Consider the following 25,903-nt stretch of genomic DNA (forward strand, 5'->3'; position numbering starts at 1 on the left):
CGTACGTCCCGGTCAGTCTCGCAGACGAGAGCCGCGATCCGGGCATTGTGCCCGGTCCGGCGTGGTGCGGGCCTCAGAACCCGAGCCGCGCGAGCTGGCGCGGGTCGCGCTGCCAGTCCTTCGCGACCTTGACCCGGAGGTCGAGGTAGACCGGCGCGCCGAACAGCGCCTCGATCTGCTGGCGCGCCCGGGTGCCGACGTCGCGCAGCCGGGCGCCCTTCGTCCCGATGACGATGGCCTTCTGGCTGGGCCGCTCGACGAACAGCGTCGCCGCGATGTCGATGAGCGGGCGGTCCTCCGGCCGGTCCTCGCGGTAGGCCATCTCCTCCACGACGACGGCGATGGAGTGGGGCAGCTCGTCGCGCACGCCCTCGAGGGCCGCCTCGCGCACGAGCTCGGCGACCATGACCATCTCGGGCTCGTCGGTGAGCTCCCCCTCCGGGTAGTAGGCCGGTCCCTCCGGCAGCAGCCGGGTGAGCAGGTCGGTGAGCAGGCCGACCTGCTCGTCGGCGACGGCGGACACCGGGACGACGTCCGCCCACTCGATGCCGGTCGCCTCGCCGAGCCGCATGACGGCGAGCAGCTGCTCGGCCACCCGCTCGCGCGGGACCTTGTCGGTCTTCGTGACGATCGCGACCTTCGGCGTGCGGCGGACCTTCGCGAGCTCGCCCGCGATCCAGGTGTCGCCCTGGCCGATCCTCTCGTCGGCCGGCAGGCAGAAGCCCACGACGTCGACCTCGCCCAGCGTCGTCATGACGACCGCGTTGAGCCGCTCGCCGAGCAGCGTGCGCGGCTTGTGCAGGCCGGGGGTGTCGACGAGCACGAGCTGCGCGTCCTCGCGGTGCACGATGCCGCGCACGGCGTGGCGGGTGGTCTGCGGCCGCGACGAGGTGATCGCGACCTTCTCCCCGACGAGGGCGTTGGTGAGGGTCGACTTGCCGGCGTTGGGCCGCCCGACGAAGCAGGCGAAGCCGGAGCGGAAGGCGCTCACGCGCCGGCCCGTACGGACCGGACGACGCGGCCGCGCGCGTCGGCGAGGATGACGGGGCAGTCGGCGCCGGCGAGGTCCGCGACCGCGGCGAGGTCGGTGGTGGACGGCTCGTGCGCCTCCCCCACGACGACCGCCGCCTCGAGCGTCGCCGCGCCGCTGGAGACCGCCGCGGCGACCGCGGCCTGCAGGGCGCTGAGCCGCAGGGAGGGCAGCTCCACGGTCGCGGCGAGGTAGGTCCGCCCGTCCCCGTCGCGGACCGCGGCCCCCTCGGGGCGGGCGAGGCGGGCGCGGGCGGAGCGCGCGAGCGTGACGAGCTTGGCGTCCTCGGGGTCGAGGGCGGTCTGCGCCGCGGGGGCGTCCGGCTGGCTCACTGGTGCACCTGCTCCTGCTGGTCGGTGGCGGTCTCGGCGGACGGGCCGTCCTGCTCCGCGCCGGGCTCGTCGACGGCGGCGGGCTCCGGCACCTCCACCAGGACGGTGGCGACCCGGTTGCGGCGCCCGAGCCCGGACTCGGCGGTGAGGGCGATGCCCGCGACCTCCACCCGCGCGCCCGGGATGGGCACGCGGCCGAGGTGCTTGGCGAGCAGGCCGCCCACGCTGTCGACGTCCTCGTCCTCGAGGTCGACTCCCAGGATCTCAGACAGGTCGCCCAGGTTGAGCCGCGCGCTCACCCGCAGCGTGCGCTCGTCGAGGTGCTGGACGTCGGGGACGCCCGAGTCGTACTCGTCGCTGATGTCGCCGACGATCTCCTCGAGGACGTCCTCGATGGTGCACAGGCCGGCGACGCCGCCGTACTCGTCGATGACGACGGCGAGGTGGTTGCGCTGCGCCTGCATCTCGCGGAGCAGGGCGTCGACCCGCTTGGACTCCGGCACGAACGCCGCCGGCCGCATGGCGGTCTCGACGTGCAGCGCGGAGGAGCGCGGCTCGTCGTGCGTGCGCCGCACGAGGTCCTTGAGGTAGACGACGCCGACGACGTCGTCGAGCGACTCGCCGATGACCGGGATGCGCGAGAAGCCGCTGCGCAGGGCGAGCGACAGCGCCTGGCGCAGCGTCTTGTGGCGCTCGATCCACACCATGTCGGTGCGCGGCACCATGATCTCGCGGGCCACGGTGTCGGCGAGCTCGAAGACCGAGTGGATCATCGCGCGCTCGTCGGTGTCGATGACGGCGTTCTCCTGCGCCAGGTCGACGAGGTCGCGCAGCTCGGCCTCGGAGGCGAACGGCCCCTCGGCGAAGCCGCGCCCCGGCGTCAGTGCGTTGCCCACGAGGATGAGCAGCGAGGTGAGCGGGCCGAGCAGGAGCGCGATCCGGCGCACCCCCGGCGCCACGACGAGCCCGACGGTGTCGGCGTGCTGGCGCCCGAGCGTGCGCGGCGAGACCCCGATCCCGACGTACGACGCGACGGCGAAGACCGCACCCGCGAGCAGCACGCTGCCCGCGGACAGGCCCAGGACGCGGACGGCCGCCCAGGTCAGCAGCGACGCCGCGAGGGCCTCGGCCGCGACCCGCAGGAAGGTGAGCACGTTGAGGTAGCGCGCGGCGTCCACGGCGATCTCGTGCAGCGCGTCGGCTCCGCGCCGCCCCTCGCGCACGAGCTCCTCGACCCGGGAGCGGCCCACGCGCGAGAGCGCCGCCTCGGCCATGGCGAGCACGGCGGCGACGAGCACGAGCACGACGACGCCGGCCAGGACCCACGCGTCGGCGGCGCTCACGGCTGCCGCACGCCCCTCGGTGCCGGCCCGCCAGCGGGGATCACAGGGGGCGTCACAGCGTCCCCGCGCCGCGTCGCCGGTCGCTGCGCCACGCGTCGAGCAGCTTGCCCTGCAGCCCGAACATCACGGCGTGCTCCTCGGGCTCGGCGTGGTCGTGCCCCAGCAGGTGCAGGATGCCGTGGACCAGCAGCAGGTCGAGCTCGTCGGCAGTGGAGTGCCCCGCCTCGGCGGCCTGGCGCTCGGCGACGGTCGGGCAGAGCACGATGTCGCCGAGCAGCCCCGGCTCGGGCTCCTCGTCGTCGCGCGGCGCCCGCAGCTCGTCCATCGGGAAGCTCATGACGTCGGTCGGGCCCGGCAGGTCCATGAAGCGGACGTGCAGGTCCTCCATCGCCCTCTCGTCGACGACGGCGACCGACAGCTCGGCCAGCGGGTGGATGCGCAGGCGGTCGAGCGTCGCCCGGGCGAGGGCGACCAGCCGCTCCTCGTCGAGCGCGACGCCCGACTCGTTGTTGACCTCGATGCTCATGCGCGCGAGGGACCGCGGCGGTCCTGGCCCTTCGCCCCGTGGCGGGCAGTGGCGGGGCCGCCCTGCGAGTCGAAGCGCTCGTAGGCGGCGACGATGTCGCTGACCAGCCGGTGGCGCACGACGTCCTGGGAGGAGAGCCGGCAGAAGGCCACGTCGCCGACGTCGCCGAGGATGTCCTGGACGACCCGCAGCCCGCTCTGCGTGCCGCTCGGCAGGTCGACCTGCGTCACGTCGCCGGTCACGACCATCCGCGAGCCGAACCCGAGCCGGGTGAGGAACATCTTCATCTGCTCGGCGGAGGTGTTCTGCGCCTCGTCGAGGATGATGAACGCGTCGTTGAGCGTGCGGCCGCGCATGTAGGCCAGCGGCGCGACCTCGATGACGCCCTCGGTCATGAGCCGCGGGATCGTCGCCGGGTCGAGCATGTCCTGCAGGCTGTCGTAGAGCGGGCGCAGGTAGGGGTCGATCTTCTCGCTCAGCGTCCCGGGCAGGAACCCGAGCCGCTCCCCCGCCTCGACCGCGGGCCGCGTGAGGATGATGCGCGTGACCTGCTTGCCGAGCAGGGCCTGCACGGCCTTCGCGACCGCGAGGTAGGTCTTGCCGGTGCCGGCGGGGCCGATGCCGAAGGTGATGGTGTTGCGGTCGATCGCGTCGACGTAGCGCTTCTGCCCGAGCGTCTTCGGGCGGATCGTCTTGCCGCGGTTGCTGAGGATCGAGAGCGTGAGCACCTCGGCGGGCTGCTCCTCGGTCGCGTCGCGCAGCATCCGCACGCTGCGCTCGACCGCGTCGCCGGTGAGGCCCTGCCCGGTGCGCAGCACCGTGACGAGCTCGGCGAACAGCCGCTCGGCGAGCGCGGCCTCGGAGGGCGCGCCGGTGAGCGTGATCTGGTTGCCGCGCACGTGGATGTCCAGGTCGGGGAACGCGCGCTCGACCACGCGGAGCAGCTCGTCGGCCGGGCCGAGGAGCGCCACCATCGGCTGGCTCGCGGGGACCGTGATGGTGGACGAGGTGCTCGCCTCTGAGGTGCCGGTGTTCGCCATGGGTCGGCCGGGGGCGGCCTGCTCCTGTCCTTCCCCGGCGCTGCGCCGGGCTCGTGCGCGGATGTCCCCTCCGATGCTACCCAGCGGACGGCCCTGGGCACCCGCGCGATCTCAGCCCGACCTGCGCCCGGGGGCTGCCGGCGCCGAGGGCGCGGCCCCTCCCGCGAGCTGCGGCAGCGGCAACCCGTCGAGGTCGTCCTGAGCGCCGGCGTCCGCTTGCGGGCGCGTCGGGGACTCGGTCGTGAACAGCCGGGCGAAGCGCGCCGACAGCACGATCGCCTGGTCGTCGACGTAGCGGGTGAACGCGGCGGCCGCCGCGAAGCACACCAGGAGGGTGACGGCGAAGGAGGTCGCAGCGGCGGCGCCGTAGCCGAGGTCCGGGGCGAGCCGGGCGAGCAGCCAGCACGAGAGGCTCCCCAGCACGAGCACGTGGAGGAGGTAGAGCGAGAACGAGACGCGCCCGAGGAACTGCAAGGGGCGCGTCCGCAGCACGGCCGAGAGCGGGCCGAGCGAGAGCACCCCGATGAGGATCCCGACCGCGGACAGCTCGTGCGCGAGCTGGTGCAGCGGCGCGACGTGCGCGGGTGCGTGGAGGTCGACGAGGCGGTTGAGCACCATGCCCGGGAACGTCTTCACCGGCCACAGGCCGAGCAGCAGCCCGACCCCGAGGAGGGCCGGGGCCCAGCGCTCGAGCGCGGCGCGCACCCGTGGAGCGTTGTGCCACCCGTCGCAGATGGCGACCCCGGCGATGAACGCCGCGTAGTAGTCCTGCAGGAACCACAGGAGGAGGGCGGCGTACAGCCAGCCCCGGCGCCGCACCCGGCCGACGATGAGCAGGGTGCCGAAGACGATGAAGGACCCGGTGAGCTCGTAGCCCATCGTCCACAGGCTGCTGTCGAACTGGGGCGCCGCGTGCGTGAAGGCGCCGACCAGGCCCTCGTCCAGGGCTGGCCGGAGGTGGGCCTGCACCGTCCACTGCACCGCGAGCCAGCCGGTGGAGCCGCTGACCCGCGCGCCCTCCTGGTTGTGCATGAGCCCCGCACGCATCAGGGCCGCCGCGACGAGGACGGCGGAGAGGACGGGCACGACGAGCCGCACGTAGCGGCGCAGCGCACTGCTGACGACGGCGTCGCGCGACCCCGTCTGGAAGAACTTGGCGCTGAGCACGAAGCCGCTCAGCACGAAGAAGACCGCGACGGCGATCTCGCCGTTCCACAGCAGCGTCAGCGGCGGCTGGCGCAGCGCGGGCTCGAACCACTCGTGCTGCACGACCCCCACGCCGGAGACCGCGGGCAGGAAGGTGTTGATGGAGTGCGTCATCACGACGACGAGCGCGGCGAAGCCCCTCAGGCCGTCGAGGTTGGCGTACGTCCGCACCCTGTCTCCTCCGGGTCGCCGCGCCTCCCGGACGCGTCTGGCCGGCGCAGTCTAGGTCAGCGCAGCCGGGTGACGCGTCAGCCCGGCGGCCAGCCGAGGTCGCGCCCGCCGATGACGTGGGCGTGCGCGTGGAAGACCGTCTGCCCCGCGCCGGCCCCGGTGTTGAAGACCGTGCGGTACGCCTCCAGCCCCTCCGCCCGCGCCACCTCCCCCACGAGCTCGCCGACGGCGGCGAGCCCCGCGGGGTCCGCGACCGCGAGCGCGGCGAGGTCGGGTGCGTGGGTGCGCGGCACCACGAGGACGTGCGTCGGGGCCTTCGGGTCGATGTCGCGGAAGGCGTACGCGCCGGCGCTGGACGCCACCTCCGTCGAGGGCACCTCGCCCGCGACGATCCGGCAGAACAGGCAGTCGGCCACGGGGCTGGTGGTCACCAGATCCGCACCCGGTCCGCGGGCTCCAGCCAGAGCCCGTCGCTGGTCGCGGTGCCGAAGGCCGCGTGGAACTCGTCGAGGTTGCGCACGACCGCGTTGCACCGGAACTCGGTCGGCGAGTGCGGGTCCACGGCCAGGCGGCGGGCCACATCGGCGTCGCGGCCCTTGCCGCGCCAGATGCGCGCCCAGCTGATGAAGAACCGCTGCCAGCCGGTGAGGCCGTCGATCACCGGCGGCTCCGCGCCGCCGAGCGACAGCTCGTAGGCCTTGTACGCGACGGTGAGACCCCCGAGGTCGCCGATGTTCTCGCCCACGGTGAGCGCCCCGTTGACGTGCTGGCCCGGGGTCTGCGCCGGCTCGAGCGCGTCGAACTGCGCGATCAGCGCGGCCGCCCGCTCGTCGAACGCGGCCCGGTCGGCGTCGGTCCACCAGTCGTGGAGGTTGCCGGCGCCGTCGTACTTCGAGCCCTGGTCGTCGAAGCCGTGGCCGATCTCGTGCCCGATGACGGCGCCGATGCCGCCGTAGTTGACCGCCGCGTCGGCGTCGGGGTCGAAGAACGGCGGCTGCAGGATCGCCGCCGGGAAGACGATCTCGTTCATGCCCGGGTTGTAGTAGGCGTTGATCGTCTGCGGCGTCATGAACCACTCGCCACGGTCGACGGGGCCGCCCAGCTTGGCGAGGTCGCGGTCGAGCTCGAACGCGTCGGCCCGCTGGACGTTGCCGACCAGGTCGTCGCGCCGGACCTCCAGCGCCGAGTAGTCGCGCCACTCGTCGGGGTAGCCGATCTTGGGCGTGAACGCGTCGAGCTTCTCGAGCGCGCGGGCCTTGGTCTCCGGGCTCATCCAGTCGAGCGCGGTGATGTCCTCGCGGTACGCCTCGACGAGGTTCCCGACGAGCTCGAGCATGAGCTCCTTCGAGCGCGGCGGGAAGTGGTCGGCGACGTAGCGCCGGCCGAGCGCCTCCCCGAGCGCGGACTCGACGACGTCGATCCCGCGCTTCCAGCGCTCGCGCTGCTCGGGCGCGCCCGTGAGCGTGGTGCCGTAGAACGCGAAGCTCTCCGCCGCGAGCGCCTCGGGCAGCAGGGGCGCGCTGGCGCGCAGCAGGCGCCAGGCGGCCCAGTCCTGCCAGTCGCGCAGCGGCACCTCGACGAGCGCCGCCGACAGGCCGGCGAGGAAGCTCGGCTGGCGCACGACGACCTCGGCGAGCGCGCTCTCCGGAGCCTCGAGCCCCTCCAGCCACGCCGCCCAGTCGTACGCGGGAGCGAGCTCGGCCAGCCCGGCCCGCTCGACGAGCGTGTAGGACTTCACCGCGTCGCGCGCGGAGACGCGGTCCCAGTGCACGCCGGCGAGCCGCTCCTCCAGCGCGTAGGTGCGCGCGGCGCGGCCCTCCGGGTCGTCGAGCCCGGCGAGCGCGAGCATGCGCACGAGGTGCTCGCGGTACGCGGTGCGGACCGGCTCGAAGGACTCGTCGCGGTAGTAGGACTCGTCGGGCAGCCCGAGCCCCGCCTGGGAGAGGTGGACGACGTAGCGGTCGGAGCGCTTGGCGTCGGTGTTGACGTACGCCGCCACCGCCCCGGTCACCCCCTTGCGCTGCAGGGCGCCGAGCAGCCGGGCGAGCTCGGAGGTGCTGGTCACGGCCTCGATCGCGGCGAGGTCGCCGGCGAGCGGCGTCGTGCCGAGCCGCTCGATGGTCTCGACGTCGAGGAAGCTGGCGTAGAGGTCGCCGACCTTGCGCTCGTCGGTGCCCTCGGCGGCCGGGGAGGTGGCGAGCGTCTCGACGAGGCGGCGCAGGTGCGCCTCGGCCTCGTCGTGCAGGTCGTAGAACGTGCCCGCCGACGCCCGGTCGTCCGGGATCGCGACGTCGTCGAGCCACCGCCCGTTGACGAAGCGGAACAGGTCGTCCTGCGGGCGCACCTCCGGGCGGCCGTCCGCCAGGTCGATGCCGCTCCGCAGCGGGCTGCTGGTCCCCGTGCTCATCCCTCGCGCCTCCCCGTCCGACGTCCCTCGAACCTATCCCGGGGCGCGGCGCGACCCGCGAGCGCCCGGTCCAGCCCCCGGTCGAGCGCCGCGTACGCGCCGGCGAGGGCGAAGAACACGACCGCGACGACGACGGCGTTGGCGAGCACGCGGGCGTACCCGTGGTCCTGCACGTCGAGGAAGGGATAGGGGTACCAGTCGCCGGTGAGCGGCCCGCGGGCCAGCGTGACGACGAGGTACGCGACGGGGAAGACCGCCGCCCGCAGCGCGCGTGGCACCGTGGCCTGGCCCCGCGGGCCGGACGCCAGCCAGCCGACGACGGTGAGCAGCGGGGAGACCGTGTGCAGCAGCACGTCCGAGGCCTTGGCCGCGCCGCTGAGGTCGAGGAGGTCCTTGAGCACCGCGTGGTAGACGACGCCGGTGAGGCTGATGGCGACGAGTCCCGCGAGCCGGACGACGGCGAACCACGCCGGCAGGACCCGCGGCGCGGCGGCGAGCACGGCGTGGGTCAGCAGGACCAGCACGTTGGACTCGATGGTGAAGAAGAAGAGCAGGTTCAGCACCCGCGCGGGCGTCGAGGTGAAGTGGCCGCCCTCGTGCGCGGCCGTGACGAACGCCTGCATGACGAGGCCGACGCCGGCCGCGAGGGCCGTGACGGCGTACCAGGTGCGGGCCAGCGGCGAGCGCCAGTCGATCATGCGCCCAGCCTGGCAGAGCGGCGCCGTCCGCGCGGCTCAGGACCAGCGGGTCGTGCGGGCGAGCACCACCCCTGCGGCGACCGCCCCGGCGGTGGAGGTGCGGAGCACGGAGGGTCCGAGCCGCACCGCGCGGGCACCCGCTGCCGCGAAGGCCGCCAGCTCGGCGCCCGAGACCCCGCCCTCGGGGCCGACGACGAGGACGACGTCCCCGGTCGCAGGGACCTCCACCCCGGCGAGCGGCTCCGCCGCCTCCTCGCCGAGCACGAGCGGCAGCGCCGCGCCGCGCAGCAGGTCGGCGACCTCCCGGGTCGTCGCGGCCTCGGCGACCTCGGCGAAGCGCGCCCGGCGCGCCTGCTTGCCGGCCTCGCGGGCGGTCGCGCGCCACTTCTCCAGGGCCTTCGCGCCGCGCTCGCCGCGCCACTGGACGACCGAGCGCTCTGCCTGCCACGGCACGACCACGTCGACGCCGACCTCGGAGAGGACCTCGACGGCGAGCTCGGCGCGCTCGCCCTTCGGCAGCGCCTGCACGACGACGACGCGCGGGGCGGGCGCCGGCTCGCGCTCAACCTCCTCGACCGCGCAGCGCACCCGGTCGCCGTCGACGACGGTGACCCGGCACCGGGCCCGCGTCCCCCGCCCGTCGACGAGGTCGACGCGCTCGCCCGGCTCCACGCGGCGCACCCGCGCGGCGTGCCGTCCCTCGGGGCCCTCGAGCAGCAGCTCGCCGGCCGGCTCGGCCGGGAGCGGTGCGACGAAGACCGGTGCGGTCACCGGCCGTTGAAGGCGTCGCGCAGCCGGGAGAAGAAGCCCTGCTCGCCGGGGCGGAAGTGCCCGTCCGGTCGCTCCTCCCCGCGCAGCGCCGCGAGCCGGCGGAGCAGCTCCTCCTGCTCGTCGTCGAGCTTCGTCGGCACGGCGACGTCGACGTGGATGAGCAGGTCGCCGCGCCCGGTGCCGCGCAGGTGCTGGATGCCCCGGGCCCCCAGCGGGATGACCGAGCCCGGCTGCGTGCCGGGACGGATGTCGATGCGCTCGGCGCCGTCGAGGGTCTCGAGCGTCACGCTCGTGCCCAGCGCGGCGGCGGTCATTGGCAGCGTGACCGTGCAGTGCAGGTCGTCGCCGTGCCGGGTGAACAGCTCGTGCGGGCGCTCCACGACCTCGACGTAGAGGTCGCCGGCCGGGCCGCCGCCGAACCCGACCTCGCCCTGCCCGGCGAGCTGGATGCGCGTCCCGGTGTCGACGCCCGGCGGCACCTTGATCGAGAGGCTCTTGCGGGTCCTGATCCGGCCCTCCGCGTCGCACTCGGGGCAGGGGCTGGGGATCGTCGTACCGAACCCCTGGCACGCGACGCACGGCCGCGTCGTCATGACCTGCCCGAGGAAGGAGCGCGCGACCTGCTGGGTCTCGCCGCGCCCGTGGCACACGAGGCAGGTCTGCGGGCTGGTGCCGGGGGCGGTGCCCGCTCCCGAGCAGGTGGGGCAGATGACGGCGGTGTCGACGAGGATCTCCTTCGTCGCGCCGAAGGCCGCCTCGGAGAGGTCGAGCTCCAGCGAGATCAGCGCGTCCTGGCCACGACGCATGCGCGGCCGCGGACCGCGCTGCCCGCCCCCGGCGCCGCCGAAGAACGCGTCCATGATGTCGTTGAAGCCGAAGCCCGCGCCGAAGCCGCCGCCCGTCCCGCTGGGGTCGGCGCCGAGGTCGTAGCGCTCCCGCTTCTGCGGGTCGGAGAGCACCTCGTACGCGTGGGTGACCTCCTTGAAGCGGTCCTGCGTCTCCGGGTCCGGGTTGACGTCCGGGTGGAGCTCACGGGCGAGCTTGCGGTAGGCCCGCTTGATCTCGTCGGTCGAGGCGTCGCGGGACACCCCGAGCAGGTCGTAGAAGTCAGCAGCCACCGGGTCGGCCTCGCTCCAGGGGGTCGGCATCGCAGGACGTGTGCAGGGGGTCGGCGGTCACGGCGCTCAGCCGTCGGCGAGGATCTGGCCGACGTAGCGGGCCACGGCGCGCACCGCCCCCATCGTCGAGGGGTAGTCCATCCGCATCGGGCCGAGCACGCCGATGCCGGCGAGGGCGTGGTCGCCCGAGCCGTAGCCCACGCTGACGACCGCCGTCGAGGTGAGCCCCTCGGGGTTCTCGTCGCCGATGCGCACGGTGAGCGAGCTCGTGCTCGTCGCCTCGCCGACGAGGCGGAGCAGGACGACCTGCTCCTCGAGCGCCTCGAGGACCGGCTGGATGGTGAGCGGGAAGTCCTGCCCGAAGCGGGCCAGGTTGGCCGCGCCCGCGAGCACGACGCGCTCCTCGCGGGTCTCGACGAGGGTCTCGAGCAGCGTCGAGACGATCGCCCCGACGACGGCGCGCTCGGCCTGGTCGGGGTACTGCTCGGGCAGCCGCTCCAGCGCGCCCGGAGCGTCCGCGAGCGCCATGCCGGCCAGCAGCCCGCCGAGCGTGCTGCGCAGGCCGCTGACGAGGTCCTCGGAGCACGTGTGCGGCGACTCGACGACGCGCTGCTCGACGCGGCCGGTGTCGGTGATGAGGACGACCATGACGCGCGAGGGGCCGAGCCAGACGAGCTCGACGTGGCGCACGGAGGAGCGCGAGAGCGAGGGGTACTGCACCACCGCGACCTGGCGGGTCACCTGGGCCAGCAGCCGCACCGTGCGCATGACGACGTCGTCGAGGTCGAGCGAGCCCTGGAGGAAGGTCGCGATCGCGCGCTTCTCCGCCCCGCTCAGCGGCTTGATGCTGGAGAGCCGGTCGACGAAGAGCCGGTAGCCCTTGTCCGTGGGGACGCGACCGGCGCTGGTGTGGGGCTGGGCGATGTAGCCCTCCTCCTCCAGCGCCGCCATGTCGTTGCGGATCGTCGCCGGCGAGACCCCGAGGTTGTGCCGCTCGACCAGCGCCTTCGAGCCCACCGGCTCGTGCGTGGAGACGTAGTCCTCGACGATGGCGCGCAGCACGGCGAGCTTGCGCTCCTCGGTCATGCACCCTCCCCTCGGCTCCGTCGCCGCGCGGCCTGCTGCTGGCACTCGCGGCGCTCAAGTGCCAAGTCTAGCGTCGGGTCGCGGCCGCGCCAGGGCGTACGGGCCGGGTGGGGCGGCCGAGCCGGGGGTAGGGAGGCCCCATGCCGCTCCTGTCGAAGCTCGTGACGTTCGCCCGCTCCCCCCAGGGCAAGAAGCTGCTCGGCGAGGCCCAGCGCCGCGCGAAGGACCCGCAGACCCGCGCCCAGGTGCAGCAGCTGGTCCAGCGCGCCCGCTCGGGGCGGGGCGGCTCGGGACAGGGCGGCTCGGGACAGGGCGGCTCGGGACAGGCTGGCTCGGGACAGGGCGACGGGCCCACCGAGCGCTGAGGCCCGCGCGCCTCCGCAGCACCGCGGCCCACCCGGGCTAGCGTCGGACGGTGCTGCCGTACGGACCCTCCGCCCTCCCCCAGAAGCCGCGCAGGGCCCCGCTGCCCGAGGTCGCGGCCGAGCTCGGCCTCGTCCTCGAGGACGCGCAGACCGGCTGGTGCGGGGCGGTCGTCCTGCTCGAGAAGCAGCCGCAGGGGCTCGTCGTCGTGCTCGAGGACCGGCACGGCGTGCGGCGCTCCTTCCCCGCCGGTCCCGGGTTCCTGCTCGAGGGCAAGCCGGTCCGCCTGGTCCGCCCGGTGGTCGCGGCGCCGGCGTCCCCGACGCGTACGGCCTCCGGGTCGGTCGCCGTCGCCGGCGTGCAGGCGCGGGTCGCCCGCGGCAGCCGGATCTGGGTCGAGGGCAAGCACGACGCCGAGCTCGTCGAGAAGGTGTGGGGCGACGACCTGCGCATCGAGGGCGTCGTGGTCGAGATGCTCGACGGCGTCGACGCGCTGCCCGACGAGGTGCTGGCGTTCCGCCCAGACTCGCGGCACCGGCTCGGCGTGCTCGTCGACCACCTCGTGCCGGGCTCGAAGGAGTCGCGGATCGCCGCGCAGGTGACCTCGCCGCACGTGCTCGTGCTGGGGCACCCGTACGTCGACGTGTGGCAGGCCGTGCGCCCCTCGGTGCTCGGGCTGCGCGCCTGGCCGGACGTGCCGCGCGGGCAGCCGTGGAAGGAGGGCGTCTGCGCGGCGCTCGGCTGGCCGGTCGACCCGCCCGCCGCCTGGCGCCGGATCCTCGGGTCGGTCCGGACCTACGCCGACCTCGAGCCCTCCCTGCTGGGCCGCGTCGAGGAGCTCATCGACTTCGTCACGGCCGCGCCGGAGTGAGCCGCTAGACGAGCTCGACGACGTCGGCGATCGAGTCGAGCACGCGGCTCGGCCGGAACGGGAACCGGCCCACGTCCTCGCGGCGCGTCGACCCGGTGAGCACGAGCAGCGTCTCCAGCCCCGCCTCGATGCCGGCGACGACGTCGGTGTCCATCCGGTCGCCGATCATCACCGTGCCCTCCGAGTGCGCGGAGATCCGGTTGAGCGCGCTGCGGAACATCATCGGGTTCGGCTTCCCCACGAAGTACGGCCGAGCCCCTGTCGCCTCGGTGATGAGCGCGGCGACGGCGCCCGTCGCGGGCAGCGGTCCCTCGGCAGAGGGCCCTGTGGCGTCGGGGTTCGTCGCGATGAAGCGGGCGCCAGCACCCACGAGCCGGATCGCCTTGGTGATGGCCTCGAAGGAGTACGTCCGGGTCTCCCCCAGCACGACGAAGTCCGGCGCGGTGTCGGTGAGCGTGTAGCCCGCCTCGTACAGCGCGGTCGTGAGACCGGCCTCGCCGATGACGTACGCCGATCCTCCCGGCAGCTGGTCGGCGAGGAAGTCCGCCGTGGCGAGCGCCGAGGTCCAGATGGCGCTCTCGGGGACGTCGAGCCCGGAGCGGTGCAGGCGGGCGGCGAGGTCGCGGGGCGTGAAGATCGAGTTGTTGGTGAGCACGAGGAACCGGCGCTCGCGCTCCTGCAGCCGCTGGAGGAACTCCGCCGCCCCCGGCAGCGCCGCGCCCTCGTGCACGAGGACGCCGTCCATGTCGGTCAGCCAGCACTCGCGGGAGCGTTCGGTCATGGCGCCGACCCTAGCGAGGCGACCTCAGGGGCAGGATCGGGGAAGTCCCGGATCCCCCCGCGTGCCCGCGCCCCTAGCGTGGGGGCAGCACGCCGGACCAGCAGGAGGAAGCACCGTGAGCGAGGGCCCGTCCTTCGAGAAGCCGCCGACGCCGCCGGGCGCGTACGCACCACCGCCGGGACCGCCGCCCGGCCCGGCGTGGGGGCCGCCGCCGGGGTACGGCCGGCCGCCCACCGCGCAGGAGGACCGCATGTGGGCGCTGGGCGCGCACCTGTCCGGGCTCGTCGCCTCGCTGGTGCTGTTCGGCTTCCTCGGCCCGCTCGTCGTCCTGCTCGTGCAGGGCCCGCGCTCGCCCTGGGTGCGGCGGCACGCGGTCGAGGCGCTGAACTTCTGGATCCTGCTGTTCGGGGTCGGCGTCCTCGGGATCGTGGTGAGCGTGCTGACGCTCGGGTTCGGGCTCCTGCTCGTCATCCCGGTCGGGCTGCTCGTCATGGTCCTCGCGGTCGTCTTCTCGGTGCAGGGCGCCGTGGCCGCGAGCAACGGCCTCGACTACCGCTACCCGGTCAACCTGCGCATCGTGAGCTGAGCCCCGGTCCCCAACGTTGTGGCCCTGGTTCGCGTCCTGGCACCGAACCAGGGCCACAACGTTGGGGATCAGTCGACGAGGTCGCGGACGACGGCGTCGGCGAGCAGACGGCCGCGCAAGGTGAGCGCGGCCCGGCCGTCGGCGTACGCGTCGGCGCGGAGCAGCCCGTCGCCCACCAGCCGGCCGGCGGCCCGCAGCCCCGGCGCGCGGAGCACGTCGAGCGGCACGCCCGCGGCGAGCCGGCTCTCCAGCAGGACCCGCTCGACGCGGCGGTCCTCGAGGGCGAGCTCCTCGCGGGCCGCGGCGGGCGAGCGGCCGGCGGCGAGCGCCCCGGCCCAGGCCGCCGGGTGCTTGACGTTCCACCAGCGGGTCCCGCCGACGTGGCTGTGCGCCCCTGGGCCGAAGCCCCACCAGTCCGCGCCGCGCCAGTAGGCCTCGTTGTGCCGGCACTCGCCGCCGGGCCACGCCCAGTTCGACAGCTCGTAGCAGGTGTAGCCCGCGGCGGTGAGCAGTTCGTCCGCCAGGGCGTACGCGTCGGCCATGAGGTCGTCGTCGGGGACCGCGACCTGCCCGCGGCGCACCTGGGCCGCGAGCCGGGTGCCCTCCTCGACGATCAGCGCGTACGCCGAGACGTGGTCCGGCTCGAGCGCGAGCGCGGCCTCGAGCGAGCGGCGCCAGTCGACGAGCGACTCCCCCGGCGTGCCGTAGATGAGGTCGACGCTGACGTGCTCGAACCCCGCCTCGCGCGCCTCGGCGACCGCGGCGGGGACGCGCTCGGGGCGGTGCCGGCGCTCGAGGGTCGCGAGCACGTGCGGCACCGCCGACTGCATGCCGAGCGACACGCGGGTGAACCCGCCGGCGCGCAGGGCGCGCAGCGACCCGAGCGAGACGGTGTCCGGGTTGGCCTCCGTCGTGACCTCCACGCCGTCGGCCAGACCGAAGGCGCGCTCGAGCGAGCGCAGGGCGCCGACGAGGTCGGAGGGGTCGAGCAGGGTCGGCGTCCCTCCCCCGACGAAGACCGTGTCGAGCGGCGGCGCGCCCGGCAGGACCGCCTGCGCCAGTGCGACTTCCTGCTGCACCGAGTCGAGCCACGTCGCGCGGCTGACGCCCGGCCCGAGCTCGTCGGCGGTGTAGGTGTTGAAGTCGCAGTAGCCGCAGCGGGTCGTGCAGTACGGCACGTGGAGGTAGGCCGAGAAGGTACTGCTCCCGAGGGAGTCCAGCGCACTCGCGGGGAGCGACCCGTCCGCGGGCGCGGGGGCGCCGTCGGGGAGGGTGGAGGGCACGCCCTCCATTGAACCCGACGCTGCGACCTGCTCAGGTCGGGTTCAGGCTGCGACAGCGGCGGCCGGGCTCGCGGGCGCGGGCGGCGCGTGCAGCGCGAGCATCGAGCTGACGGTGCGCGACCAGGGGAACTCCTCGGCCCGCGCCCGCGGCCCGCCGGGGCCGTGCGCCCGCAGCTCGAGCGCCTCGAGCACTCCGACCGCGAGCCCCGCCGGCGTACGCGGCACGACCACCCCGGACGCGTCCGTCACCACCTCGGCCGCCGCGCTGCCGGCGGGCGCGACGACGGGCGTGCCGCAGGCGAGCGCGGCGAGCACGTCGACGGCGCGGACGTCCTCCGCGCCCGGCGCGACGACGACGTCGACGCTCGCGAGCACCGCTGCGAGCTCACCCCGGTCCGGCAGCGGCCCGAGCAGGGTCACCGGCAGCCCGCGCGCGGCCTGGCGCAGGGTGCCGCCGGGGCGGGCGCCGAGCACGACGAGCCGCGCGTCGACCCCGCACGCCCGCAGCCGCCGCAGCGCGGCCGGGAGCAGATCGGGCCGCTCTCCCTGGCCCACCGCGTCCGAGGCGGCGACGAGGACGCGCGCGCCCTGGGCCAGGCCGGCCCGCAGCTCCTCGTCGCGGCGGCACGGGACGAACGTCGCGAGGTCGGTCCCGCGCGGCACCCACCGCGCGTTCGCGACGCCGAGCCGGGTGAAGCGCTCGGCCGCCGTGCTCGTCGGGCACACGACCGCACCGAAGGACGCCGCCAGCGCGAGGGCCCGGCGCTCGGCGGCCCGCGCCGGGGAGGCCGGGGCCGCCGTCGCCGGTGCCCCGCCGCGGGGCGGTGGGGGCGCGAGGACCAGCGACCCCACACCGGCCGTCCCGGCCCACGCGCCGACCCAGCCCAGTCGGGGGTCGGCCACCTCCACGCGGTCGGGCTGCACCCGCTCGAGCTCGGCCAGCAGCGTGCCGCGCACCGCTGCGGCGGGTGAGCCGTGGGGGCGACGGCCGGCCGGGCGAGCCGTGGGCCCGGGCGGCAGGACGACGACCTCGTGGCCCGCCGTCGCGTACCCCTCGCAGAGGGCGTGGAGCAGCGACCGGGCGCCGGGTCCCTGCTCCGGCGTCGCGAGGTGGAGGATGCGCATCCCGCAGGGTCGCCTGCGCCGGTTGCCAGCAGGCCGTCCGCGGCGTGTCCGCCCGGCCAACACCCGGTGGAGATCGCGTCGCAGGTCAAGCGGCCTCAGGGCAGGTCGTAGGGCACGTGCTGCCCCTCGAGCGCGGCGGCGCAGCCGCAGCCCTGCTGCTGCGCCGGCAGCACGGGCACGGTCGCCGCGAGGAGCACGCGGACGCGCGCGACGTTGCCGGCCATCACCGCGAGGACCTCCTGGTGCGTCACGCCCGCGTCGCCCTCGACGCCCGCGTCGAGGTCGGTGACGAGGGCGATGCAGGCGTAGCAGAGCCCGAGCTCGCGGGCGAGGGAGGCCTCCGGCATGCCCGTCATCCCGACGACGCTGCCGCCGAGCGCGGCGTGCCAGCGCGACTCCGCGCGGCTGGAGAAGCGCGGCCCGTTGACGACGACGAGCGTGCCGCTCGGGACCACGTCCTCCCCGACGGCCGCCGCGCCCTGCTGGACGCCGCTGCGCAGCACCGGGCAGTACGGGTCGGCGAAGCCCACGTGCACGACCCCGTCGTCGGTGTCGCTGAAGGTGTGCGCCCGGCCCCAGGTGCGGTCGACGACCTGGTCGGGCAGCACGACCGTGCCCGCCGGCAGGTCGGCGCGCAGCGAGCCGACGGCGCTCGGCGCGAGCACCTGCCGCACGCCCAGCGACCGGAGCGCCCAGAGGTTGGCCCGGTAGTTGACGCGGTGCGGCGGGAAGCGGTGGCCGCGCCCGTGGCGCGGCACGAAGACGACCTCGCGACCGCCGACCAGGCCGACGGTGAGGACGTCGCTGGGCGGCCCGTACGGCGTGGTGACGCTCACCTCGCGGGCGTCGTCGAGCAGGTCGTAGAGGCCGGACCCCCCGACGACTCCGACGGGCGCGGTCTGCTCAGCGGCTGCGGTCACCGCCGCAGGCTAGCGAGCGGCGGAGACGGGGACGTCGAGGACGCGCTGCGAGGGCATGGCGCGCAGCGCCGACGTCCGCCGCCCGCCGGTCCGGGCCGCGAAGACCTCGGCCACGCTCGGCGCGCCGCTCGGGCGCCAGACGACCTCGACGGCGTCGCCCGCGGTGACCGTCCCCGGGCGGACGACCGCGAGGTACGCCCCCGGCCGGCGCGCCGCGAGGAACTCGCGCTGGAGCTCGGGGCGCTCGAGGTGGACGGAGAGCTTGCGGCAGGGGATGCGCGGACCGCGGACCTCGAGCAGGGCGGTGCCCACGCGCCAGGTCTCGCCGACCAGCGCGCCGTCGACGTCGAGCCCGACGGTCGTGAGGTTCTCGCCGAAGGCGCCCGGCCAGAGCGAGCGGCCGAGCTGCGCCTCCCAGGCGGCGAGCGACTCGAACGCGTAGGCGTAGACCGCCTTGTCCGCCCCGCCGTGGTTCCTGGCGTCGACCTGGACGTCGCCGGCGAGCCCGAGCTCGGCGACCTCGACCGCGCCCGGGACGGGGCGCTTGTCGATGCCGGTGGCGCCGACCGCGGGGAGCTCGCTGCCCCCGGAGGTGTTGACGCTGACGATCGTGGCGGTGTGCCGGCGCTGGCCGGGGATGCCCGTACCGTCCATGCTCGTCGCCCCCCTCCGGTTCCGTCCCGTGCTGCGCTGCCGGGTGGTGCCCGTGCCTCCGGCCCTCCCGATCGCCCTTCTCAGGACATCTCGGACGGGGAGCGGGACGACCCGAGCCCTTCTCCACGACCGTAGTGGAGAGAGCGCTCCACAGGGCAGATTTCCCGTGCGTGCCGCCCCTTCGGTCGTGCGGCATCACCGCAGGTCACCGCGCGGTCGCGCGGATGTGACCGTACGACAGCGGGGAGGTGCGGCCTACTTCTTCGCGGGGGCGGCGTCGGTGGAGAGCGCGGCGATGAAGGCCTCCTGGGGGACCTCCACCCGGCCGACCATCTTCATCCGCTTCTTGCCCTCCTTCTGCTTCTCCAGCAGCTTGCGCTTGCGGGTGATGTCACCGCCGTAGCACTTGGCGAGGACGTCCTTGCGGATGGCGCGGATGTTCTCGCGCGCGATGACCCGCGCTCCGACGGCGGCCTGGATCGGCACCTCGAACTGCTGGCGCGGGATGAGCTCGCGCAGCTTCTTGGTCATGTCGACGCCGTACGCGTAGGCCTTGTCCTTGTGGACGATGGCGCTGAACGCGTCGACCGTCTCGCCCTGCAGCAGGATGTCGACCTTGACGAGGTCGGCGGACTGCTCGCCGACGGGCTCGTAGTCCAGCGAGGCGTACCCGCGGGTCCGGGACTTGAGCGCGTCGAAGAAGTCGAACGCGATCTCCGCCATCGGCATCGTGTACTTCAGCTCGACGCGGTCCTCGGACAGGTAGTCCATGCCGAGCAGGCTGCCGCGGCGGTTCTGGCAGAGCTCCATGATCGGGCCGACGAACTCGGTCGGGCTGAGCACGGTCGCGCGCACCATCGGCTCGTCGACCTCGGCGATCTTGCCGCCGGGGAACTCGCTGGGGTTGGTGACGGTGTGCTCGGTGCCGTCCTCCATCACCACCCGGTAGACCACGTTGGGCGCGGTGGAGATGAGGTCGAGCTTGAACTCGCGCTCGAGCCGCTCGCGCACGATCTCGAGGTGGAGCAGCCCGAGGAAGCCGCAGCGGAAGCCGAAGCCCAGCGCCGCGGACGTCTCCGGCTCCCATACGAGGGCGGCGTCGTTGAGCTGGAGCTTCTCCAGGGCGTCGCGCAGGTCCGGGTAGTCGTCGCCGTCCATGGGGTAGAGCCCGGAGAACACCATGGGCCGCGGGTCCTTGTAGCCCCCGAGCATCTCGGTCGCCGGCCGGGCGTTGAGCGTGACCGTGTCACCGACCTTGCTCTGCCGGACGTCCTTCACCCCGGTGATGAGGTAGCCCACCTCACCGACGCCGAGACCGTCGCCGGGGACCGGCTCGGGCGAGATGACGCCGACCTCGAGCATCTCGTGGGTCGCCTTGGTCGAGAGCATGAGGATGCGCTCGCGCCGGCTGAGCGTGCCGTCGATGACGCGGACGTAGGTCACCACGCCGCGGTAGGAGTCGTAGACCGAGTCGAAGATGAGCGCGCGCGCCGGGCCGTCCGGGTCGCCGACCGGTGCCGGCACCTGGCGGACGACCTCCTCGAGCAGCTCCGCCACGCCCTCGCCCGTCTTCGCGCTCACGCGGAGCACGTCGGAGGGGTCGCAGCCGATGATGTGCGCGAGCTCCGCGGCGTACTTCTCCGGCTGGGCGGCGGGCAGGTCGATCTTGTTGAGGACCGGGATGATGTGGAGGTCGTTCTCCAGCGCGAGGTAGAGGTTCGCGAGCGTCTGGGCCTCGATGCCCTGCGCGGCGTCGACCAGCAGGATGCAGCCCTCGCACGCCGCGAGCGAGCGGGAGACCTCGTAGGTGAAGTCGACGTGCCCCGGGGTGTCGATGAGGTTGAGCACGTAGGTCGTGCCGTCCCCGCTGCGGAACGGCAGCCGCACCGCCTGCGACTTGATCGTGATGCCGCGCTCGCGCTCGATGTCCATGCGGTCGAGGTACTGCGCCCGCATCGAGCGGTCGTCCACGACACCGGTCACCTGCAGCATCCGGTCGGCCAGCGTCGACTTGCCGTGGTCGATGTGGGCGATGATGCAGAAGTTCCGGATCACCGCCGGGTCGGTCCGGCTCGGCTGGGGGGCGTCACCGGAGCGGGCAGGAGCAGGGGGCACGGGCGGGGACAGCCTTCCGGTACGGGTCGCGGGCCTCCATGGTCGCACGCGCGAGGGCGGGCGCCCCGGTGGCGGACGGGATGCGCGGCTTTGGCGGATCCGCGGCCTCCTGCTAACCTGGTGCGTCGCGTCACGGCAGCACCATGCGCCGCGCCGCACCTCCAGACGTCCAGCTCGACACCGGCGAGGCACTGCTCCGTGGCCAACATCAAGTCCCAGATCAAGCGCAACCGGCAGAACGAGGCCGCCCGCCTTCGCAACAAGGCGGTCAAGTCGTCGCTCAAGACGGCGATCCGCAAGTTCCGCGAGGCCTCGGACGCGGGCAACGCCACCGAGGCCGCCGCGCTCGCCGCCGCTGCGACGCGCGCCCTCGACAAGGCCGCCAGCAAGGGCGTCATCCACAAGAACCAGGCAGCCAACCGCAAGTCGGCGATCGCCAAGCGCGCCGGCTCGCCCAGCGCCTGACGCAGTCCGCTCCGCACGGGGCCGTCCTCCTCCGGGAGGGCGGCCCCGTCGGCGTCTCCGCGGAGGCCGGCTAGCGCTCGCCGCGCAGCCGGCTCGCGGTGACGACGGCCCGCTCCACGGCGTACGCCGGGTCGGCTCCCCCGCCCTTGACCTCGACGTCGGTGGCGGCGATGACGGCGATCGCCTCGGCGAGGCCCTGCTCGGTCCAGCCGCGGGCCTGGCGGCGCACGACGTCGAGCTTCCACGGCGGGACGCCGATGTCGGCGGCGCGGGCGGCGCGACCGGCGGAGGCGACCTTGGCGACCGTGCGCAGCGCGCCGGCGAGGGCGGCGGTGAGGGGGACGGGGTCGGTGCCGGTCTGCAGCGCCCAGCGCAGCGCGACGAGCGCGTCGCCGGTGCGCCCCTCCACGACCGCGTCGGCGACCACGAAGCCGCTGACCTCGGCGCGGCCCTCGTAGTAGCGGCGGACCGCCTCGAGCGTGCCCGGACCCTCGACGTCGCTGGCCAGCTGGCTGCAGGCCGCCGCGAGCGAGCGCAGGTCGCCCCCGACCGCGTCGAGCAGCGCCTCTGCCGCGTCGGGGTCGAGCTTGCGGCCCTTCCCGGCGCGCCGGAACTCGGCTCCCACGAAGGCCAGCTTGTCGCTGCGCTTCTTGACCTCGTCGCAGGCGACGACGCGGGCGCCGGCCGCCTTCGCCGCGTCGAGGACCTTGCGGCCGCGGTTCCCGCCGCGGTGCAGCAGGACGAGGGCCACGTCGTCGGCGGGCGCGGCGAGCGCGCCGAGCACCTCCGCGACCGCGCTCTCCCCCGCCTCCTCGAGCCCGCGGACGACGACGACCCGCGACTCCCCGAACAGCGACGGGCTCGTGGCCTGCGCCAGCACCCCGCCCACCAGCTCCGCGGCGGCGAGCTCGACCAGCTCCGCGGCCGGGTCGGCGGCGCGCGCCGCCTCACGCACCTCGACGACGGCCCGCTCGACGAGGAGCTCCTCGGGGCCGGTGACGAGCGTGAGCGGAGGGGCGGTCACGGCAGGGAGCGTACGCGGCGGCGGGGACGTTCAGGGGCACCGGCGTGCGTGGCAGACTCGCGGCCGGCGGGCGCCCGTCCGAGCGCCCTGCCCACCCCCGCCGACCCCCAGGAGCGCCGCGTGCCCGAGCCCCTGTCCGCCGAGGTCCGCGAGCTGCTCGCGCGCCCGAACCCCGCCGTCATCGCCACCGTCCGCCCGGACGGCTCCCCCGTCTCGGTCGCGACGTGGTACCTGCTCGACGGCGACCGCATCCTCGTCAACATGGACGAGGGCCGGCGCCGGCTCGAGTGGCTGCGCCAGGACCCGCGCGTCTCGCTGACCGCGCTCGCCGAGGGCGACTGGTACACCCACGTCAGCGTGCAGGGCCGGGTCGTCGAGTGGCGCGACGACGAGGACCTCGCGGACATCGACCGGCTGTCCCGGCACTACGGCGGCGGGGCGTACCCGAACCGCGAGCGGCGCCGGGTGAGCGCGTGGATCGAGGTCGAGCACGTGCACGGCTGGGGCAGGGTCGCGGCGCGCGGCTGAGACCCGCCCTACGACCGCCGGTGGGGGTCGCCGACTGACGCGCAACCGCGGACGCGCACCCGCTGACGCCCACCGGCTGGGCTCGACGGCTGACGCCCCGCGGCTGGCCCTCACCGGCGGCGCACCAGGGCGGGGCCCGCGGGCGTCGCGAGCACGGCGAGGTCGCCGTCGTCGTCGGTCCGCCCGACGACCGCCCCCGCCCCGCGCAGCAGGTCCAGCGTGGCCGGCGCCGGGTGGCCGTAGTCGTTGCTCTTGCCCACGGAGACGAGCGCGACCCGCGGGCGCAGGCCGGTGAGGAACCCGGGGTCCTGGTGGACCGAGCCGTGGTGCGGCACCTTCAGCACGTCCACGCCCGAGTCCAACGGCGGCGAGCCGAGGTGGAGCGCGGCCTGCGAGACCGGCGTGACGTCGCCGGTCAGCAGGATGCGCAGACCGGCGCTGCGCACGAGCAGCACGACGCTGGCGTCGTTCGGGTCCTCGCCGGCGGTGACCGACGCGGGCGCGAGGACCTCCGCGCTGCCGCCCGACCAGGTCCAGGTCGTCCCCGGGACGGCGACGACGGGCTCGATGCCGCGGGCGGCGACCCAGCCCGCGACCCGGCGCGCCTCCCCCGGCGGCTCGGCGAGCGGGCTGACGAGCAGCGTGCCGACGCTGCGACCGCGCAGCGCACCCGGCAGGCCCTCCACGTGGTCGGCGTGGTCGTGGGTGAGGACGAGCAGGGCGACCCGGTGCACCCCGAGCGTGCGCAGGCAGCGGTCGGCCGCAGCGGGGTCGGGACCCGTGTCCACGACGACCGCGGTCCCGGGCTCGCTGGTCGAGAGCACGAGGCCGTCCCCCTGCCCGACGTCGCAGGCCACGACGACCCAGCCCTCAGGCGGCCAGTGCGGCGCGGACAGCCGCAGCGCCAGCAGGGCGAGGACCGCGGCCAGGGCGGGCACGACGACGGGGCGCGCGAGCACCCGCGGCCCGGCCCACCAGCCGAGGGCGACGAGCACGGCCAGCCCGAGCGCCGCCGGCACGCCGGAGGGCCACGGCACGGCCCCGCCGGGGAGCCGGCTCGCCACCGCCGCGACGAGCACGACCAGCCCGGCCGGCACGGCGCCCAGCAGGGCGAGCACCCGGGCGACCGGCAGGCAGAGCGGTGCCACCAGGGCCGCGGCGACGCCGAGCAGCGTGGCGGGGGCGACGAGCGGGGCGACGAGGAGGTTCGCCGGGACCGCCACGAGGCTGACCTGCCCCGAGAGCAGCACGACCACGGGCACGGTCGCGAGGTGCGCCGCGACCGGCACCGCGAGCGCCTGCGCCGCCGGGAGCGGGAGCCCGCGCCGCCGCAGCGCCGCCGTGAGCGGGGGCGCGAGCAGGAGCAGCGCGGCCGTCGCCAGGACCGAGAGCGCGAAGCCGTAGGAGCGGGCCTGCCAGGGGTCGCCGACGACGAGGACGAGCACCGCGGCGGCGAGCGCCGGGAGCGGCGCCGTCGGCCTGCCCGCCGCCGTGCCGAGCAGCGCGACGACGCCCATCGCCGCCGCGCGCAGCACGCTCGGCTGCGGGCGCGCGAGGACGACGAACCCGGCGAGCGCGAGCAGCCCCAGCGCGGGGAGCCAGCGGCCGCGGACGCCGGCCCAGCGGCCGAGCAGCAGGGCCGCCCCCACGACGAACGCGACGTTGGCCCCGGACACGGCCACCAGGTGGGTCAGCCCCGCCGTCCGGAACTCCGCCCGCACGGCGTCGGGCAGCAGGCCGGTGTCGCCGTCGACGAGCCCCGGGAGCAGGCCGCGCGGCCCGCTCGGCAGCCCCGCCACCGCCCGGCGCAGGCCGGCGCGCAGGCTCCCCGCCCCGCGCTGCAGCAGCGAGGGCGGCCGCACGTGGTCCGGAGCGCCCGCGACCACGAGGGTCGCCGCGGCCCCCGAGCCCGGCTCGGCGGCGGTGAGGCGGCCGTGCGCGACGACGTGCTGGCTGGGCAGCAGGGCGGCCCACCGGGAGTCGCGGGCCAGCAGCTCGGCGGGGAGGCGGACGCGCCACCGCGTACCGCGTGCGGTGACGGCCTCGACCCGCACCGGGAGCGCCACCATCCCCTGGTCGGGCCGGCCCGGGCGCGGGCGTGCGGCGAGGACCACGGGGTCGCCGGTGACGACGACGTCCGCGGTCGCGCTCGCGCCGACCGCCGCGAGGGCGTGCACCGGGCCCGCGCGCAGCGGAGCGGCGCGGGCCAGTCCCACGCCCAGCCCGAGCGCCCCGGCGAGGGCGACCGCGCCGACGACCCTGGCCCGTGGCCCGGGACGGAGGACGACCGCACCGGCCAGCAGGAGGAGCAGGACCACCGCCGCCACGACCAGCCGCGCCGCCCCGACGAGGCCGCACCAGGCACCGGCCCACGCGCCCAGCGCCGGCAGCACGAGGCGCAGGTCGGCCGGCTCCGCGTGAGGAGCGCTCGCGGCGGGACGCGCCGGTGCAGCGCCCGTCACACCCGGACCCGCTTGCGCAGGTCGGCGAGCCGGGCGTCCCCGATCCCGCCGACCTCGCGCAGCTCGTCGACGCTGCTGAAGCGCCCGTGGGCGGTGCGCCAGTCGAGGATGCGCTGCGCCAGCACGGGGCCGACGCCGGGCAGGCCGTCGAGGTCCCCCGCCGTGGCGGCGTTGAGGTCGAGCAGACCGCCCGCACCCGTGCCCGTCGCGCTCCCAGCGGCGGTGCCCCCGGCCGCCGGCGGCGGCTGCGCCGCGCTCGGCGCGAGCACCTCCCCCACCGCCGGGACCACCAGCTGCTCGCCGTCGACGAGCGGACGGGCGAGGTCGAGCTGGCGGAGGTCCGCGCGCGGGGCGGCACCCCCGGCGAGCTCGACGGCGTCGGTGACCCGCGAGCCGGCCGGCAGCCGCACCACCCCCGCACGGCGGACGCGTCCCTCCACGTCCACGACGACCTCCGCAGCCGCGGCCGACGGGGGTGCCGCGGCACCGGTGCCGGTGACCACGGCCGCGCTGCTCGACGGGCGGGCGGCCGCCGCAGCAGCAGGAGGGGCGAGCTCGGCGTGCGGGCGCTGGAGCAGCCAGGCCAGGGCGACGCCCAGGGCCGCCGCAGCCGCGAGGGCGGCGCACGCGAGCAGCGCGGGGCGCGACATCGCGGTCTCGGCCCGGTGCCGGGCGAGCAGCGCGCCCCCCGCCGCTCGCGGCGGCGCCGGCGCGGGCACCGGGAGGCCGCCGTCGACCGGGGACGGGTCCGCCGGCTCCTCCGCGAGCCAGCCCGTCCCGTCGTCGGGGACCCAGGGCCGCCCCTCCTGGACCGGCACGTCCGGCCCGAGGGTCGCGACAGGCAGCGTCAGCGCCCGCAGCCGGCGGACCGCGGGACCCCGGTCGGTGCTCGGGCCGCCGGGCGGGGAGTCGTCGGACCAGGAGGACCAGGAGTGCCTGGCGGAGGGGGGCGCCACGACCGCGACGCTAGGCAGCGGGGCGCGCCGCCGCGTACGGCG

General features: G+C 75.6%; 26 protein-coding genes. 5 read left to right on the forward strand and 21 right to left on the reverse strand.

Annotated features, from left to right (window positions below):
• Positions 1 to 73: 73 nt before the first annotated feature.
• From era to hrcA, 12 genes are all read right to left on the reverse strand, one after another.
• Positions 74 to 991, reverse strand: a complete 918-nt coding sequence (gene era, locus EV189_RS07405) for a GTPase Era (RefSeq protein WP_130492290.1) — start codon at positions 989 to 991, stop codon at positions 74 to 76.
• Complete coding sequence (locus tag EV189_RS07410) at positions 988 to 1,362, reverse strand: cytidine deaminase (protein WP_130492291.1); 375 nt, start codon at positions 1,360 to 1,362, stop codon at positions 988 to 990. The genes era and EV189_RS07410 overlap by 4 nt, the downstream gene beginning before the upstream one ends.
• Positions 1,359 to 2,705, reverse strand: coding sequence for a hemolysin family protein (locus tag EV189_RS07415; protein ID WP_231116166.1), 1,347 nt, complete (start codon positions 2,703 to 2,705; stop codon positions 1,359 to 1,361). Before EV189_RS07415 ends, EV189_RS07410 begins: the two co-directional genes overlap by 4 nt.
• A 52-nt stretch (positions 2,706 to 2,757) precedes the next feature.
• Positions 2,758 to 3,231, reverse strand: coding sequence for an rRNA maturation RNase YbeY (ybeY, locus tag EV189_RS07420; protein ID WP_130492292.1), 474 nt, complete (start codon positions 3,229 to 3,231; stop codon positions 2,758 to 2,760).
• Entirely contained in the window at positions 3,228 to 4,271 is a 1,044-nt protein-coding gene (locus EV189_RS07425; RefSeq protein WP_130492293.1) for a PhoH family protein, read from the reverse strand. The genes ybeY and EV189_RS07425 overlap by 4 nt, the downstream gene beginning before the upstream one ends.
• Before the next feature lie 111 nt (positions 4,272 to 4,382).
• Complete coding sequence (locus EV189_RS07430) at positions 4,383 to 5,648, reverse strand: acyltransferase family protein (protein WP_130492294.1); 1,266 nt, start codon at positions 5,646 to 5,648, stop codon at positions 4,383 to 4,385.
• A 77-nt stretch (positions 5,649 to 5,725) separates the two neighbouring features.
• Positions 5,726 to 6,079: an HIT domain-containing protein gene (locus tag EV189_RS07435; protein WP_130492295.1), complete on the reverse strand. Its 354-nt coding sequence runs from the start codon at positions 6,077 to 6,079 to the stop codon at positions 5,726 to 5,728.
• Positions 6,076 to 8,055: a M13 family metallopeptidase gene (locus tag EV189_RS07440; RefSeq protein ID WP_130492296.1), complete on the reverse strand. Its 1,980-nt coding sequence runs from the start codon at positions 8,053 to 8,055 to the stop codon at positions 6,076 to 6,078. Before EV189_RS07440 ends, EV189_RS07435 begins: the two co-directional genes overlap by 4 nt.
• Complete coding sequence (locus tag EV189_RS07445; protein WP_196788536.1) at positions 8,052 to 8,753, reverse strand: Pr6Pr family membrane protein; 702 nt, start codon at positions 8,751 to 8,753, stop codon at positions 8,052 to 8,054. The genes EV189_RS07440 and EV189_RS07445 overlap by 4 nt, the downstream gene beginning before the upstream one ends.
• Positions 8,754 to 8,789: 36 nt before the next feature.
• Entirely contained in the window at positions 8,790 to 9,524 is a 735-nt protein-coding gene (locus tag EV189_RS07450; protein WP_130492297.1) for a 16S rRNA (uracil(1498)-N(3))-methyltransferase, read from the reverse strand.
• Positions 9,521 to 10,642 (reverse strand): molecular chaperone DnaJ, encoded by a 1,122-nt coding sequence (gene dnaJ / locus EV189_RS07455; protein WP_130492933.1) that lies wholly within the window; start codon positions 10,640 to 10,642, stop codon positions 9,521 to 9,523. Before dnaJ ends, EV189_RS07450 begins: the two co-directional genes overlap by 4 nt.
• 66 nt (positions 10,643 to 10,708) lie before the next feature.
• The gene (gene hrcA / locus EV189_RS07460) at positions 10,709 to 11,728 is read right to left on the reverse strand and encodes a heat-inducible transcriptional repressor HrcA (protein ID WP_130492298.1); all 1,020 of its coding nucleotides are present in this window, start codon (positions 11,726 to 11,728) and stop codon (positions 10,709 to 10,711) included.
• A 140-nt stretch (positions 11,729 to 11,868) separates the two neighbouring features.
• On the opposite strand from hrcA, the gene EV189_RS20120 reads away from it, so the two are divergent.
• Together EV189_RS20120 and EV189_RS07470 are read left to right on the forward strand one after the other, a co-directional pair.
• Complete coding sequence (locus EV189_RS20120; RefSeq protein WP_165400180.1) at positions 11,869 to 12,093, forward strand: hypothetical protein; 225 nt, start codon at positions 11,869 to 11,871, stop codon at positions 12,091 to 12,093.
• Between the two features lie 50 nt (positions 12,094 to 12,143).
• A complete protein-coding gene (locus tag EV189_RS07470; protein WP_130492300.1) occupies positions 12,144 to 12,962 on the forward strand; it encodes a DUF3097 domain-containing protein in 819 nt (272 codons plus the stop codon).
• 4 nt (positions 12,963 to 12,966) lie between these two features.
• Here EV189_RS07470 and EV189_RS07475 read toward each other — a convergent pair whose 3' ends face one another.
• The gene (locus EV189_RS07475; RefSeq protein ID WP_130492301.1) at positions 12,967 to 13,743 is read right to left on the reverse strand and encodes an HAD-IIA family hydrolase; all 777 of its coding nucleotides are present in this window, start codon (positions 13,741 to 13,743) and stop codon (positions 12,967 to 12,969) included.
• A 115-nt stretch (positions 13,744 to 13,858) separates the two neighbouring features.
• Here EV189_RS07475 and EV189_RS07480 point away from each other — a divergent pair, with 115 nt between their 5' ends.
• Complete coding sequence (locus EV189_RS07480) at positions 13,859 to 14,329, forward strand: DUF4870 domain-containing protein (protein WP_165400181.1); 471 nt, start codon at positions 13,859 to 13,861, stop codon at positions 14,327 to 14,329.
• Between the two features lie 68 nt (positions 14,330 to 14,397).
• Here the strand turns inward: EV189_RS07480 and hemW are convergent, their stop codons facing one another.
• From hemW to lepA, 5 genes are all read right to left on the reverse strand, one after another.
• Positions 14,398 to 15,612, reverse strand: a complete 1,215-nt coding sequence (hemW, locus tag EV189_RS07485) for a radical SAM family heme chaperone HemW (RefSeq protein ID WP_165400182.1) — start codon at positions 15,610 to 15,612, stop codon at positions 14,398 to 14,400.
• Between the two features lie 42 nt (positions 15,613 to 15,654).
• Positions 15,655 to 16,737 (reverse strand): glycosyltransferase, encoded by a 1,083-nt coding sequence (locus EV189_RS07490; RefSeq protein WP_130492304.1) that lies wholly within the window; start codon positions 16,735 to 16,737, stop codon positions 15,655 to 15,657.
• A gap of 95 nt (positions 16,738 to 16,832) precedes the next feature.
• Entirely contained in the window at positions 16,833 to 17,657 is an 825-nt protein-coding gene (locus EV189_RS07495; RefSeq protein ID WP_130492305.1) for an S-methyl-5'-thioadenosine phosphorylase, read from the reverse strand.
• Between the two features lie 9 nt (positions 17,658 to 17,666).
• Positions 17,667 to 18,311, reverse strand: coding sequence for an MOSC domain-containing protein (locus EV189_RS07500; RefSeq protein WP_130492306.1), 645 nt, complete (start codon positions 18,309 to 18,311; stop codon positions 17,667 to 17,669).
• A 255-nt stretch (positions 18,312 to 18,566) separates the two neighbouring features.
• Entirely contained in the window at positions 18,567 to 20,426 is a 1,860-nt protein-coding gene (gene lepA, locus EV189_RS07505; RefSeq protein ID WP_130492307.1) for a translation elongation factor 4, read from the reverse strand.
• Between the two features lie 198 nt (positions 20,427 to 20,624).
• Here lepA and rpsT point away from each other — a divergent pair, with 198 nt between their 5' ends.
• Complete coding sequence (gene rpsT / locus EV189_RS07510) at positions 20,625 to 20,891, forward strand: 30S ribosomal protein S20 (protein ID WP_130492308.1); 267 nt, start codon at positions 20,625 to 20,627, stop codon at positions 20,889 to 20,891.
• Between the two features lie 70 nt (positions 20,892 to 20,961).
• On the opposite strand, the gene holA is transcribed toward rpsT, so the two are convergent.
• Positions 20,962 to 21,915 carry a DNA polymerase III subunit delta gene (holA, locus tag EV189_RS07515; RefSeq protein ID WP_130492309.1) on the reverse strand — a complete coding sequence of 318 codons (954 nt, stop codon included), beginning with the start codon at positions 21,913 to 21,915 and terminating at the stop codon, positions 20,962 to 20,964.
• A 120-nt stretch (positions 21,916 to 22,035) separates the two neighbouring features.
• Between holA and EV189_RS07520 the strand changes: the two genes are divergently transcribed.
• Entirely contained in the window at positions 22,036 to 22,443 is a 408-nt protein-coding gene (locus tag EV189_RS07520; protein WP_130492310.1) for a PPOX class F420-dependent oxidoreductase, read from the forward strand.
• 110 nt (positions 22,444 to 22,553) lie between these two features.
• Here EV189_RS07520 and EV189_RS07525 read toward each other — a convergent pair whose 3' ends face one another.
• Both EV189_RS07525 and EV189_RS07530 read right to left on the reverse strand, forming a co-directional pair.
• Positions 22,554 to 24,905: a ComEC/Rec2 family competence protein gene (locus tag EV189_RS07525; protein ID WP_130492311.1), complete on the reverse strand. Its 2,352-nt coding sequence runs from the start codon at positions 24,903 to 24,905 to the stop codon at positions 22,554 to 22,556.
• Positions 24,902 to 25,861 (reverse strand): helix-hairpin-helix domain-containing protein, encoded by a 960-nt coding sequence (locus tag EV189_RS07530; protein ID WP_231116168.1) that lies wholly within the window; start codon positions 25,859 to 25,861, stop codon positions 24,902 to 24,904. Before EV189_RS07530 ends, EV189_RS07525 begins: the two co-directional genes overlap by 4 nt.
• Positions 25,862 to 25,903 lie beyond the last annotated feature (42 nt).

The sequence above is a fragment of the Motilibacter rhizosphaerae genome (assembly GCF_004216915.1).
GTDB lineage: Bacteria > Actinomycetota > Actinomycetes > Motilibacterales > Motilibacteraceae > Motilibacter > Motilibacter rhizosphaerae.

What these genes read in the sequence shown, in the direction of transcription:
- EV189_RS07425 (WP_130492293.1), bottom strand. Translation starts at nt 4,271, where the DNA reads ATGGCGAACACCGGCACCTCAGAGGCGAGCACCTCGTCCACCATCACG.
- EV189_RS20120 (WP_165400180.1), top strand. Translation starts at nt 11,869, where the DNA reads ATGCCGCTCCTGTCGAAGCTCGTGACGTTCGCCCGCTCCCCCCAGGGC.
- EV189_RS07475 (WP_130492301.1), bottom strand. Translation starts at nt 13,743, where the DNA reads ATGACCGAACGCTCCCGCGAGTGCTGGCTGACCGACATGGACGGCGTC.
- ybeY (WP_130492292.1), bottom strand. Translation starts at nt 3,231, where the DNA reads ATGAGCATCGAGGTCAACAACGAGTCGGGCGTCGCGCTCGACGAGGAG.
- EV189_RS07490 (WP_130492304.1), bottom strand. Translation starts at nt 16,737, where the DNA reads ATGCGCATCCTCCACCTCGCGACGCCGGAGCAGGGACCCGGCGCCCGG.
- hrcA (WP_130492298.1), bottom strand. Translation starts at nt 11,728, where the DNA reads ATGACCGAGGAGCGCAAGCTCGCCGTGCTGCGCGCCATCGTCGAGGAC.
- EV189_RS07440 (WP_130492296.1), bottom strand. Translation starts at nt 8,055, where the DNA reads ATGAGCACGGGGACCAGCAGCCCGCTGCGGAGCGGCATCGACCTGGCG.
- EV189_RS07445 (WP_196788536.1), bottom strand. Translation starts at nt 8,753, where the DNA reads ATGATCGACTGGCGCTCGCCGCTGGCCCGCACCTGGTACGCCGTCACG.
- EV189_RS07500 (WP_130492306.1), bottom strand. Translation starts at nt 18,311, where the DNA reads ATGGACGGTACGGGCATCCCCGGCCAGCGCCGGCACACCGCCACGATC.